Below are 14110 nucleotides of genomic sequence, written 5' to 3' on the forward strand. Positions count from 1 at the left end.
GTTGGCAGTTATTTTGTTTAAATCAATCAGCCGACTTCCGTTAAAATATTGCTTAGAAATGAGAATAAACGAACAGAGCAAGGAAGAGGAAAAAATCGGCCTTTTCCTTGCTCATGCGTCAGTGCAGCCCAATAAAACCGGTTTCTATTTCAGCCGTTTTGCCTTGGCTTCAAAGCTGTTCATCAAGGTGCCTTTGAGGTTGTCGTCGTCTACCTTCGTCAAATCGATGGTCACATCGTAGCCCTGGGCCGTAAACGCCATCGACAGGTTGTCGCCTTTTTCATCGAGGGTGGTTATGGGAATTTTCGCCGTCGAATCGGTTGCGTTGATGAGCTGACCGGTCAACTTGCCGTCTTTCCGAACCAGATCCGCCGTCAATATAGAATTGCCATTGGGGGTCCCAATAATGGTAATTTCCCATTTCCCGGCGAAAAAGTCAGGGGGTGTTGTGGTTTGAGAAAAGCTCCGGGCGCAAACGCTCAGGAGGAAAATGAACAGAAACAGGCTTACTTTTTTCATGACTAGATTGGTTTAAACGTGAAACTTCTGGCGTACTACTTGTCCCCTTTGAAAGACATGCCCTGAACCTCAAGGGTTAACGAGGTAACTTTTTTGTCGGCACCGCGACTAAATTTGAACACGGAATCATTTCCGCCTTTAAATTCATCGGTTCCAGGCCCGGGCGTGAGCTCGCCTTCCTTATCACCCGCCTTCATGGACAGCCGTCCTGCTTTGGGGGTAATTTCGATGTACTCAAACGGAAGCCCGGACATCCTGTATTTCCCAGCATACGCTTCCAGATCCTGAGCCGACAAACCAGATGGTGTAGACGTTGGTGTCGAAGCCGGTTTTGCACTGGTTTCCGCTGACTGGCGCGTTTGGAATTCCAGATCGATCACAACAAACAAGGCCTGACCGGCGGGGGCTTTATCATTCTTAAAGACCAGATACACATCGTGAAGTCCCGTGGCGTCCGACAGTTTAGCCACCACCGGCGGGGGCATGCTGGTGACACTCCCGCCCTCACCCGGCGAAATGAAGGCGGTTTCGCCGACGAGTTTGCCGGTTGGTTCATCCAGCCGCACCTCGATCGTGCCACCAGCCGCGTTCAACTGGGATTTTGGTGCCGAAGCGGTAAATTTAATCTGTTCGATACCGGTTAAATCCAGGTTACTGAACCCAATACTCGAGTTTTTGACCGAGGCAATGATGACGGTGCCGTATTTCATGACACCTTCGATTTTGTCGGCTTTCCCGGCGGGGAGCTTCGCACTGCGCAACACCAGCGTTTTTTCGGCTGTAATCGCGGGAATACCGGGGCTGCCTTTGTCCCGATAAGCCGCCCGAACCAGATACCGGCCTTCGCCCTTGTCACCCGCGGGTAGATTCATGGTATATCTTCCCTTAACCGGCAGCGAAGGAGAAGCCTGCTTCTTTTCGGCCAGACTCAGGATGTAGCGCACCATTTCCTGCGCATCGGTCTGCGACAATTGGGGGTGGGCACTCATGGCGACATCACCCCAAACGCCACCACCACCGGAGATCACTTTTTTGGCCAGACGCTCGGCGGCACCGGCATCGCCTTTGTATTTCAGAGCAACTTGCTCATAAGCAGGCCCCACCGATTTTTTATCGACACTATGACAGGCCTTGCAATCACTGCTCTCCATCAATTTGAGCCCTTTGACGACCTGCGCGGACGCATCGGCGCTGCGGTGTCCCTGCGCAATCTCCGCCAGATCGTAACCCTCGGCTAAATAATCGATATTGACGGCGACTTCACTGGGTCTGATTTTCCCGCTGGCCAGACTGCCATCTTCCTTGTCCTGAACCTTCACTTCATAGGCAAACGGTTGTCCCGGAAAGAAAAAGGTCTGGTTGCTGTTTTTGGTTTCGAATGCCAGCACCGGTTCTTCATTTCCGGCCATAATTTCCAGGGTCCGGCTGCTGCGGCCGCCTTTGGCATCGGTTACCGTCAACGTGGCTTTGTAAATCCCGGCTTTGTCGAAGCTAACAGTCGGGTTCGCTACCGGGAAGGTTCGGACGGCACCGCCAGCCTGGGGTCGAACCGTCCAGATGTAGGTCAGGGCATCGTTGTCAAAATCCCTGGTGCCTTCCGACGAAAGCCGGGCTTTGAACGGGATCGAACCTCCTTTTTTGGACGTAGCGACCTGGACGAGCGGTTTGCGGTTGCCGCCATTGTACTCAATCCGTACCAGTCGGGCGTCGTCGTTCTGCGTAAACCAGCCGCTCCCGTATTCCAGCATGTACAGATCGCCGTCCGGGCCAAACTCGATATCCACCGGATTGGAGAATTTATAGCCGGGCATCAGCCGCTCCATCGACGCATAATTGCCGTTCGCGTCCAGCGTCACCGCCATCAGCCAGCCGCGCATCCATTCGTAGATGATCAGTTTCCCATCGTAATAATCCGGGAAAGGCCGCTTCGCCTGCGTGAACTGGTCCCGGTGAAAAACCGGCCCGGCCATCGCCGAACGACCACCGGCTCCCATCAGCGGAAACTCTTTGGATTCGGCGTACGGGTACCAGATGAAGGCTTTCTGAGCCGGTGGCAACTGGTTTAAGCCGGTGTTATTGACCGAATTGTTGACCGGTTTTTCGGGATCGTAGAGCGCGCCGGACTGGCCGGTGGCAAAGTCGTACCGGAAATAGGGTTTATTATCGCCGACGAAATACGGCCAGCCGTAATTCCCGGCTTTCCGCGCCTGTCCGATTTCATCCTGACCGGCAGGGCCGCGTTTTTCGCCCGGTTGTCCCGCATCCGGACCAATATCGCCCCAGTAGAGAAAACCGGTTTTGGAATCGACCGAGATGCGGAATGGATTCCGGTGGCCCATCGTGTAGATTTCCGGCCGGGTTCGGCGGGCGTCCCCGTTCGGCGTTCCTTTTGGAAAAAGGTTGCCTTCCGGGATGGTGTAAGAACCGTCAGTTTCCGGATGAATCCGCAGGATTTTGCCGCGCAGATCGTTCGTGTTGGCCGAGGTCATCTGGGCATCGAAGGGCGACCGACCGGGGCGCTCATCCGCCGGGCTGTAGCCGTTGGATTGCTGCGGATTGATGTTGTCGCCGGTCGACAGGTATAAATTTCCGTGGGAATCAAACGTCAATGAACCACCCGCATGACCGCTGATTTCGCGTTGCGTCGCCACATCCAGAATGACTTTTTTAGAACTCATCACCAGTTCGTCGCCTTTCAACTCGTAGCGGACCAGACTGTTTTTAGCGGCTGTACCTTCGGGCGAATAATACAGGTAAATCCAGTGGTTCTGCGCAAAATGGGGATCTTTGGTCAGACTCAGCAAACCGCCTTCGTCTTCGCCAACTTTTCCCTCTTTGTCAGTGACTTTGGTGTTCACCGGAATGTGCGCAATGACTTTGATTTTGCCGGTCGTGGGGCTATAGAGCTTAACATTCCCCCGGCGCTCCACAAACAACACGCGGTTATCCGGCAACACGGTCAACTCCATCGGCTCGTCAAGTTTCTCGCCCAACACCACTTTTGAAAACCGGTTTTCTTCGGGCAGTCGTTTCGTTTTTGCTTTGGTATAGTCCAGCGGTTTTGGCGAATCGCCCCCCATCGCGTAGTGTAACCCGGCTCCCAGGTGCTTCAAAAACAGCGGTTCCGAAAAGCTGGCGTCGGTGTGGCCCCCCGCCGTGTAGAACGAACGTCCGCCGTCGAATTCCTGATACCAGGCCATCGGGTGATTGTCGCCGTTGGTGCCGCCCTGATAGGTTTTTTCATCGATGGTCATCAGGACGTGCAAGGCCGGACTGATGTTTTTAAAGGAATAAAATTCGTCTTCCCGCTCCCAGCGTTCCGGCAGAAACCGGGTAGACGGGTGGTTTTTGTCCACCACCACAAAGGTTCCCTTCTGGATGTTGTTGGGCATCGGATGGTTGGCAAACCAGGCGCCGGCCAATTGATTGTACCAAGGCCAGTCGTACTCGGTATCCGTCGCCGAGTGAATGCCCATGTAACCTCCGCCCGACTGGATGTAGCGTTCAAAAGCGTTCTGCTGCTGGGCGTTCAGTACGTCGCCGGTGGTGCTCAAAAAGACGACCGCCCGGTAGCGTTTCAGATTTTCTTCGTTGAAGCGGCCCCCGTCTTCCGTGGTATCGACGGCGAATCCCTGTGCTTTACCCAGTTGGAAAATAGCTTTCTGACCCGCCCCGATAGACGCATGACGAAAGGCCAGCGTTTTACTGAACACCAGAATGCGGGGTGGGTCTTTGACGAACCCATACGACCAAAGTCCGGTGGCTAAAAAGCCCACCAGCACAACTCCGACCAACCAGCGGAGGGAATAAGGAATACGTTTTTTCATCGCTTTTGAATGGACTTATTACCGTATAAAATTGAACTAATCTCTAAAGCGTAAATTTTACGAAATAAAGATAGAATGCTTTATTGTATTTCGTAAATTTTACGGAATAATTTTTTTTACCTTTGGCTTATGAACTCGGAAGAAGAAGTAAACGACTTTGTTAAAAACGGCCATCAACAGTATCTGCCCCACCTCAGCATCGACCCGGTCATTTTTGGCTACCACGATCAACAACTCAAACTATTACTCCACAAGTGGATCGGACTGGATGGCTGGGGGCTACCGGGCGGTTTTATTCAGCGGAGGGAACCGTTGAGCCAGGCCGCCCACCGCATTTTACAGGAGCGAACGGGTCTGGAAGACGTATTCCTGCAACAGTTCTACGTTTTTGGGGATTCACCCTACCGGCTCCAGGAGCGAAGCGCCCGTGAGTTTACTGAAAAATACGGCCTCGTCGTTGAAAAGGATAACTGGCTGTTCGAACGAACGTTATCGATTGGCTATTTTGCCCTGGTGGATTATTCGAAGGTGAGCGTCCGGACGGATTTTTTCACGACTGAATATCGCTGGTGGGATGTTAGTGACATTCCTCCGCTTTTATTCGACCAGAACGAGGTAGTGGAAAAGGCTCTGGCAACCCTTCGGCTTCAGATTTATCACCAGCCGATCGGGCTCAATCTGTTACCCGAAAAATTCACCCTGGCGGAAATCCATTCGCTGTATGAGACGATTTTGGGTAAGGAACTGGACCAGCGGAATTTTGCTAAAAAGCTCGTGAGTTTGGGGCTAATCAAAAAACTGGCAGAACAGCGGGCCATTGGTCCTCACCGGTCTCCGTATCTGTATCAATTTGAAAAGGAAGCCTATGAGGATGCCCTGAAACAGGGAATCGTGCATACCTACTAAGAGCGAACGGGCCGGGCGTACGGCTCTTCGCAGGTATGCCGACCGGTTTTTACTTCAGTTTTTTCAGCGTACTTTTCAACTCCTGTACTTCTCCGGACGTGCTGCCGGAGCTGTTAAACAGGGTGTTGGCGTTCTCAAACTCCTCATAAAAGGCGGTGTTGGCATCCCTATCCACCGACAAGGCCGCCCCGTTAAGGGTGATGCCCGCAAACAGCCCTTTGCTGCGTGAATATGAATACACTTCCGCTTCCAGTTTGGAATCCGTGCTGGCAGTTGAACTTCGCCCCATCGGCCCGGCTGCAACGGACAAATCACCGCCGAGCGTGAAACTCCCGCTGCTCATGTCGAGCAACGTCTTGCTGCTTTTAAAAACCAGCACCAAATCCACCGCCTGAACGCCGATCTGGAAGCCAAAGCTTCCGCCCGTTAAGGTTACAAAAACCGGGTCACTCCAGTCGCCCTGTTTATTCCTGACCAGCGCAATCCCTTTGCCTCTTTTCCCGCCCACCACAAAACCGGCATTGATCAGTTTGGGAATAATGACAATTCCTTCCGAAAGGTCCAGGAGCTTCTGGGGTATGGATTCCTTCATCTGGGTGAACTCCGTCAAAATGGTATTGGCGGCTTCGAGTTTGGCGGTTTCTTTCTGACCCGGAGTTCCGGAATTCGGCTGGGCCATCGACGGGGTTGATGCGATACTAAACCCACCAATCGAAACGGCGAGCAGGAATGCTTTGAAATTCATGATACTTTAAGTGTAAAGTGTACGGTTTGCCTTAGCCCAGAAACGGATTATCCGGCAACCGGTCGGTGGTTGTATGGGAAGATCTCCTTTGCTGTTGTCAACGAATCGCAACCGAACGATAGTACCCGGTTTTGTTTTTTAACAGAATTTAAGACCCAAAGCGATGCCGACTGGCAAAACCGCGGGCGACGCGACGGGTTGTCACCGCTCTTCGGAAGGTTCTCCCCGAAACAGGGCCTGCTCGTCGGCACTCCTGCTTTTCAGGACGATCATGGCATGTTCGTAGCCTTTCTGGACAATTTTATCGAAAGCCGACCACTCCATCAGACCAAAGCGACTTACATCGGGGTTGAAATACAGATCGACATATTGCCGGATCTGGCTGCGCTGCGACGAGCTGTACAGCAAGGTCGAATTGAGGATAATCGACGCCAGGGAAGGCAGGCGGTATTTCCGCAGCTTTTTGGGCCTAAACCGGTCACGAAGCAATTTAGCGGGGCCGGGTATGCTGGCGATGGTCAGTTTCCGCGTTTTTTCAACGACCAGGTCGATGCCAATGATCCGGCCAACGGGCATTTGCCGCATCACATCGGCCGGAAAATTGTTGAATGTTCCGCCATCGATCAGAAAATCATCGCCGTCGATGACGGGCGGAAACACGCCCGGAATGGCCGTTGTGGCTTTCAGGTATTTGACCAGCGAACCACGGGTGTGTACCTCCGCACGGGCCTGCGTGTAATTACTGGAAACAACAAACAGGGTCAACCAGCTATCTTCCAGATCCGGTTCGTGGTCGTTCAGGAATTCCGTAACGGTATCCCGGATCATCCGTTCCATCCGCTGCCCGCGAATGAGCGAAATCATCGGCAACCAGTTGTAATCTTTGGTTGGGTTGAAAAAAGCGCCTTTCCGTGCGTGTTTCCGAACGATTTCGGCCGGTTGATCGAACGAAACCGCACTGGCGATCAAACCGCCAACGCTGGTTCCCCCCACAAAATCGACGGGAATACCGTGTTCTTGAAGTGCTTTCAGAACGCCGACGTGCGCAAATCCCCGGGCGCCCCCTCCGGCCAGCACCAGACCGATGGCGGTATTGCTTAAAATCCGGCTAAGCCGGGCCAGATCCCGGTCGGAGCCAGCCCGGATGTGGTAATGAGCCCGAATCCGGGGGCGTTTGCTCAGCCAGCCAGCCGTTTGCCGGGGAATCAGGGTATCGGCCTGATGCACCAGCACCAGGGTTTCCACCTGTCCGGTAATCAGCCCTTTATGATCCAATTGAATCTCCGGAGGTGTCAGATCGGACGCCTGCTGCGCATCGGCAAACTGCACGATGTCGTCGGCCTGGTGGAGGCAGAATTGCGACCATTCCGTCAGCAAACCGGTGGGTTCCGGCGGATCTGCTACCAGCAGCAGAAATTCATACTGCGACTCCAGGTGGTCCAGCCACCTGGACAACCTACGAAAAGGCGTCGGATCCGCTTCCCGATCCGGGCGTTCATTGGCCTGATGGGAGAACTCGTTCATCCGGTCGCCCGACAGCAGATAGACGCTACCTTTGCTGCGCAAAAGCTCGTTCAGGTTGCGAGCCATTCCCGCAAGATCGATGGTCGAATGAAGGGCCAGCAGGCAAATCGTGACCGGTTTTTTGTGGGATTTACCCGGCAAGGGCGTATTTTTCAGCCGGTAGATAATGCGTTTCGCCATGTTCAGAGCCACCGCAGGATGATGAGCGATGACCTCCTCGAACGCTTTTTTCGAGAGCCTGACCAGGCTGCTATCCCGCAGCGCAAAAATCGACGCATTCCGGGGATCGCCGGTAATGAGCGCCGTTTCGCCGACGGTTTCACCCCGGATAATTTCACCGATCTTGCGAAACTCCCCTCCGCCTTTCGTCACCAGTGCCTGCAACCGGCCGCTCATGACAAAATACAGCGAGTCACCGGGGTCATCCTGACGAAAAAGGCAATCGCCACCCTGAATTTCAACCCCTTCCAGAAGCGGGGTGATGGTGGATAAAACCGTGTCATCAAAATCACCGAATAATTCGGTCAAACTGCTGTAAAGCAGGTTATTCTGGAAGGGATCAGGCTGAATTGGCATGGAATTAAAAAAGTAAAAACCGTGATAAAGGAATAGTGGCCCCAAAATAAGATGCAAACCAGTGTTTTACCAGCGATCGGCGCGCGTGGTCCCAATAAAAGCCATTCTAACCTGAGTATCGCGTTTAATCGTCGTGTATTGTGCAATTTTTAACGGCTTTCATACTAAATTGGGCCGTTAATCGCCTTATGGTTCCTAAACCTTTATGAAATCAGTTATTCTGTTCCTCAGTCTGCTTATTCTTTCTTCTGCCCGTTTTTTCCAGCAATCCCCACCGGGGTTGTCTGGCCAACCGCCCGGCACCGGTAAACCGCTGCGTATCAAACAGGATGCCAAAACCGGTACGATTTCGGTTTTCCGAAGCGACGGCCAAAAGCCGATTGTGGTTCAGAATGCAAGGCCCGATTTCCGGCCTTACCTCCACCCCATCACCGCCCCCGACGGCAAGGGCATTCTGACCGAATACAGCCCCGGCCACCACAAACACCAGACTGGTTTATACTGGGGCTTTACCCGCGTCAACGGCCGGGATTACTTTCATCATCCGGAGGGCGATTACTGGCGCCGGGTTTCGGCCACGGTGACCAAAGCCACCGGAACCGACGTCAAATGGCAAACGGTGTATGATTTGCTGGACGAAAAAGGCGAAGCCGTTCTGCGGGAAACCCAGAACTGGACAATGCGCGAAAAAAACGGAAAATTCCTGCTGGATCTGGAATGGAAAGGCAAAGCCATCACCGACATTACGATTGGTAAATACGATTACGGCGGGCTGTTTCTGCGAATGCCCTGGCGTGAAGGCATAAAGGGCGAAGTGATCAATGCGGCCCGGCAGCGCAACGAAAAAGCGGAAGGCCAGCGCGCCATGTGGGTCGATGCCGGGATGCAGGTGGAAGGCCGGACGGATCTGGCTCACATCGCCATTTTCGATCACCCGGAAAACAAAGGTTATCCGCAAACCTGGCGGGTCGACAACCAGCTCGGCATTGGCCCCGCCCGCGCCCGAACCGGCGACTGGAAAATTGAAAAAGGTGATACGGAAACCATCCGCCATCAGGTCGTCGTTTACACCGGCGAACTGAACGATGTGGAACTGACCAAAACCTGGAGCGAATTTAGCGGCAACACGTCGATGTATAATACCTCGACGTTGTGGGGCCTTGCTCAGAAAGAAGGGCTGGAAGCCAAATTTCTGACTCCGCAGGCAGCGGTTGAAAGCATGACAATGCCGGAGGGATACAAGGCCAACGTCTGGGCGTCGGAACCGATGATGACCCAACCCATGGCCTTTTGCTGGGATGACCGCGGGCGACTCTGGGTGGCCGAAAACCGCGACTACGAATCGCGCGGATACGGTTTTTCCAAAGCCGGGAATAGCCGCATTCTGATTCTGGAAGATACCAACGGCGACGGCGTGGCGGATAAACAAAAGGTTTTTCTGGACAGCATCGCGTTCCCTTCCGCCATAGCCGTAGGTTTCGACGGCCTGTTTCTGGGTGCGCCCCCCAACCTGCTCTTCGTGCCGGATCGCAACAACGATGATCGGGCGGATGTGAAAGACATCGAGGTTCGGCTGACGGGCTGGGGCATCCGCGACCGGCACGAAACCCTGAACAGCCTGCATTGGGGCCCCGATGGCTGGCTCTACGGTTTGCAGGGGTTTGCCACCCCATCGAAGGTGCGGAAACCGAACGGAAAAGGGAAACTGTATAAACACAATGACCCGTTTCCCGAAGACATTTTGGAGGGCGAAGGGGTCGACATCAACGGGGGCGTCTGGCGCTATCACCCCACCAAAGACCGGTTTGAGGTCGTGGCCCACGGCTTCAGCAATCCTTGGGGCATCGACTACGATGCCAAGGGCCAGCTTATTATGACAGCCTGCGTTATTCCGCACCTCTGGCACGTCGTTCCGGGCGGTATTTACCACCGGCAGGGCGGGCAGCATTTCAATCCGTACGTCTATAACGACATCAAAACCATTGCCGACCACAGCCACCGATCAGCCCACGGCGGGGCGCGGGTGTATCAATCCGATGCCTTTCCGGCGTCGCAGCAGGGTCGGATTTTCATGGCAAATATCCACGAACACGCCATTCTGGCGGATGTGCTGGAACCCAAAGGATCGGGTTTCGTCGGCCATCACGGGGCCGATTTTTTACAGGCCAACAATGCGCAGTGGGTGGGTTTCAGCATGGAAGTCGGGCCGGATGGCGGGCTTTATGTGCTGGACTGGCACGATGCGGACATTTGTGGAAAAGAAGTCCTGAACAGCGAAACCGGCCGGATTTTCCGGATTATGCCCAAAAACTCAGGGGCGGAAAACTGGACGGGGCGGTATTCGGATCTGACCAAAATGACCGATCAGCAGTTGGTCAATCTGCAAACTGTCAAAAGCGACTGGCACGCCCGCCGTGCGCGGATTATTCTGCAAAACCGGGCCGCAAAGGGGAAACTCGACAGCCAAACCCACGCGCAACTCCGACAGCTATTCGAGACGAATGCCAACGCCGACTGGCGGCTCCGGGCCTTGTGGACGCTGCACATCACCGGCGGTTTCGATGAAAAAACACTCACGAAAGTCCTGGACGACAAAGACGCCTACGTTCGGGCCTGGGCCGTTCAGCTGCTGTGTGAAGACCGGAACCCTTCAGCGACTGTTCAGGAAAAAATGGTTCGGATGGCCCGCGAAGACCCATCGGCGGTGGTGCGGCTTTATCTGGCGTCGGCTCTGCAACGGGTAGACACGGAATCGCAGTGGAAAATCGCCGGAGAATTGATGGCCCACGGCGAAGACAAAAACGATCACAACCTGCCCAAAATGATCTGGTTCGGTTTTGAACCGCTCGTCAAAACCAATCCGGCCCGGGCGTTAGACCTCGCAGCCCGTTGCGAAATTCCGATGGTAGCGCGGTTTATTGCCCGTCGAATTGTGGATGCCGATCAAACGCCAACGTTGATTACGGCGCTCGGAAAATCACCCAAAACGCAGGTGAGCCTGCTGGAAGGTATGCGCGACGGTCTGGAAGGACGCACGGATCTGGCAACCCCGGCCAACTGGAAAGCGGTTTATGCCCAATTAAAAGCCAACCCAAAAACCGCCCCGCTTGCCCAGCAGGTGGCCCAGCAGTTTGGCGACACGGAAACCGCCCGGAAGTCGCTGGCGACGCTGAAAGACCGGAAAGCGCCCCTCGACCAACGTCTCAAAGCCCTGAAATCCATTGCGGGTCAGCAAAGGCCCGAACTCCTGGCGGAATTGCCCGCCTTGCTGAACGAGCCGAATCTGCGCAGCGAAACCATCCGCGCCATTGCCGGGTATGACCGCGAACCGCTGGGCGAACTGCTGCTGGCCCGGTATGCGGATTTCAGTCCCGCCGATAAACTTCAGGTGGTGCAAACGATGTCGTCCCGCCCGAAATACGGCTGGCAACTGGCACAGGCGTTGAAAACCAACAAGATTCCGAAACGGGATGTGCCGACCTATGCTGCCCGGCAGTTGTTGCGGGTGGTGGGCAGCGGTTTTGTCGAAATCTGGGGACCGATCGAGCAGCACGGTATCGACGAAAAAGCCTACACCCGCTACCAGAAACTGCTCACTGACCGGGCGTTGCTGAGTGCCAATACCGTCAAAGGCCGACTGGTTTTTCAGCGAACCTGCGGGCCTTGCCACAAAATGTACGGCGAAGGCGGCAGCATTGGGCCGGATATTACGGGCTCAAACCGGGGAAACGTGGATTATCTGCTCAGCAATATTCTCAATCCGAGTGGCGAAATTCAGGACGACTACAAGATGGTGGTGGTGACAACCCGCGACGGGCGCACGTATTCCGGAAATGTGGCCGGCGAAAACGAACGGCAACTCACCCTACGCGTGGTGGGTCAGGATGCGGTGGTTTTAAACAAATCCGATGTGCAGTCGCGCGAAGTGACGCCGAATTCCATGATGCCTACCGGTTTGCTCGATGCCCTGACGGAAGATGAAGTCATTGACCTCGTGGCTTTCCTGCGGACGACCGCGCCGGTGAAACAGGCGAAAAAGTAACGTCATTTAGGGGTCCTTCATGGGGTTTTCCAAACGAATGGTTCATTCATCCCGAAGATGTTTGTCGAAAACAGAGCTGGCAGTATTATGGGTCAAGTTTTTCAAATGAATGGTTCATTTCATCCCGAAGATGCCCGTCAAAAATAGGGCTGGCAGTATTATGGGTGGAATTTCCCAAATGAATGGTTCATTTCATCCCGAAGGGATCAAACAGCGCTGCGTCGGTAGCGATGGGCATTTCGACCGCTGCGTGCCTTTGGGTACGCGACCGATGTTGGGAATTGGTTGCGTGCCCAAAGGCACGCGTGGAACGCGGAACAACCTTGCTGGCTACCGACGCTGCGCTGTTCAGCCCCTGACGGGGCAAAATGCCCTGGTTACTAAAAGACGTTACCCGAAAAAAATAGATTACGCTTCGACCGCCTGTAGTTTTGTCAACTGGCTGGCAGCCGCCAGCATATCGACTTCGCGGAAGGGAGCTGCCATGAATTGAAAACCGATGGACAGCCCATTTTCGTCGGTGCCGTTCGGAATGGAAATGGCCGGGCAACCCACTACGTTGGCCTGCACCGTAAAGATGTCAGCCAGATACATTTGCAGCGGATCGCTGGCTTTCTCACCAATCCGGAAGGCCGTCGTTGGCGTTACGGGGGAAGCGATCAGATCATAGTGGGCAAACAGCGCGTCGGTTTCATCCTTGATCAACCGGCGAACCTGCTGGGCTTTGGTGTAATACGCGTCGTAGTAACTGGAACTGAGGGCAAAGGTGCCAAGGATGATCCGGCGACGGACTTCATCGCCAAAACCGTCGGTTCGGGATTTTTTATAGAGTGACTCCAGATCCGTAGCGTCGGGGCTTCGGTAACCAAACCGGACACCATCGAACCGGGATAGGTTGGAACTGGCCTCAGCGGTAGTCAGAATATAATAGGTAGGCAAAATGTGTTTCAACAGCGGAAAATCCACCGGTTCGACGGTGTGACCCAGCTCGCGCAAACGGTCCAGAGCTTCCTGGGTTTTCTGCCGAATAACCGGATCAACCCCTTCGCTTTCAACCCCTTCACGCAGGTAACCGATCCGCAACGGGCGGTTTAGCGTCAGTTGCTGGCTATACGCCGGAATGTCGTTCCGGCTCACGGTGCTGTCGAAGTCGTCGGCACCGGCCATAATTTCCAGCAGCAAAGCCGCATCCTCGACGGTATGGGTAATCGGACCGATGCAATCAAAAGACGACGCGTAGGCAATCAGGCCCCAGCGCGAAACCCGGGCATAGGTAGGTTTCAGCCCCACTGTACCGCAAAAAGCCGAAGGTTGGCGCACGGAACCGCCCGTATCCGACCCCAGCGAAGCCAGGCACAACCCCGCCTGCACCGCCACCGCCGAACCACCTGACGAACCGCCCGGCACACGGTCGGGATCATCCGCATTCCGGACCGGACCAAAGGCCGAATTCTCGTTGGAGGAACCCATCGCAAATTCGTCGCAGTTCTGACGACCAATAATGATAACGTCCTCGTCGATGACCCGCTGCACGGCAGTGGCTGTAAACTGCGACACAAAACCGTCCAGAATCCGGCTCCCCGCCTGAACACCGTGCTGGTTGTAACAGAGTACATCCTTGATGCCCAACACCATGCCCGCCAGCCGACCCGCCTTTCCCTTTTTCAGTTTCGCATCCACTTCATCCGCCCGCTGGCGAGCTTCGTCGGCATAAACCGCCACGAACGCATTCAGGTGCTGGTGGTCGTCAATTCGCTGGAGGTAGTGCTCCACCAATTGGCGGCAGGTAATGGATCCAGCGGCCAGATCGCGCTGGATTTCAGAAAGGGAATCGTACGGTTTTACGGGCATAACAAAGTACGGCTGGTAGAAAAAAAGAGACAACAGAACGACCGTTCAGGCCGAGCTGTTGTCTGAATGAAGTGGATTAAATATCGAATATTGAATAGCGAATGGTGAATATCGAAAGCA

At 54.5% G+C, this 14110-nt stretch carries 7 protein-coding genes; 2 read left to right on the forward strand and 5 right to left on the reverse strand.

Annotation, left to right across the window (positions count from 1 at the left end; all coding sequences use genetic code 11):
• Positions 1 to 144: 144 nt before the first annotated feature.
• On the reverse strand, positions 145 to 519 hold the full coding sequence (locus ACO064_RS06510) for a hypothetical protein (RefSeq protein WP_421826584.1): 375 nt from the start codon (positions 517 to 519) through the stop codon (positions 145 to 147).
• Positions 520 to 554: 35 nt separating this feature from the next.
• The gene (locus ACO064_RS06515) at positions 555 to 4346 is read right to left on the reverse strand and encodes a ThuA domain-containing protein (RefSeq protein ID WP_421826585.1); all 3792 of its coding nucleotides are present in this window, start codon (positions 4344 to 4346) and stop codon (positions 555 to 557) included.
• 129 nt (positions 4347 to 4475) lie between these two features.
• Here ACO064_RS06515 and ACO064_RS06520 point away from each other — a divergent pair, with 129 nt between their 5' ends.
• A complete protein-coding gene (locus ACO064_RS06520; RefSeq protein WP_421826586.1) occupies positions 4476 to 5252 on the forward strand; it encodes an NUDIX hydrolase in 777 nt (258 codons plus the stop codon).
• A gap of 49 nt (positions 5253 to 5301) precedes the next feature.
• Here the strand turns inward: ACO064_RS06520 and ACO064_RS06525 are convergent, their stop codons facing one another.
• Positions 5302 to 5997, reverse strand: coding sequence for a lipid-binding SYLF domain-containing protein (locus ACO064_RS06525; protein ID WP_421826587.1), 696 nt, complete (start codon positions 5995 to 5997; stop codon positions 5302 to 5304).
• A gap of 201 nt (positions 5998 to 6198) precedes the next feature.
• The gene (locus ACO064_RS06530) at positions 6199 to 8097 is read right to left on the reverse strand and encodes a patatin-like phospholipase family protein (protein WP_421826588.1); all 1899 of its coding nucleotides are present in this window, start codon (positions 8095 to 8097) and stop codon (positions 6199 to 6201) included.
• A gap of 205 nt (positions 8098 to 8302) precedes the next feature.
• Between ACO064_RS06530 and ACO064_RS06535 the strand changes: the two genes are divergently transcribed.
• Positions 8303 to 12139 (forward strand): PVC-type heme-binding CxxCH protein, encoded by a 3837-nt coding sequence (locus ACO064_RS06535; protein ID WP_421826589.1) that lies wholly within the window; start codon positions 8303 to 8305, stop codon positions 12137 to 12139.
• Positions 12140 to 12547: 408 nt separating this feature from the next.
• Here ACO064_RS06535 and gatA read toward each other — a convergent pair whose 3' ends face one another.
• Positions 12548 to 13990 carry an Asp-tRNA(Asn)/Glu-tRNA(Gln) amidotransferase subunit GatA gene (gene gatA, locus ACO064_RS06540; protein ID WP_421826590.1) on the reverse strand — a complete coding sequence of 481 codons (1443 nt, stop codon included), beginning with the start codon at positions 13988 to 13990 and terminating at the stop codon, positions 12548 to 12550.
• Positions 13991 to 14110 lie beyond the last annotated feature (120 nt).

Origin of the sequence: Larkinella sp. (assembly GCF_965227735.1) — a bacterium.
Taxonomy (GTDB): Bacteria; Bacteroidota; Bacteroidia; order Cytophagales; family Spirosomataceae; genus Larkinella.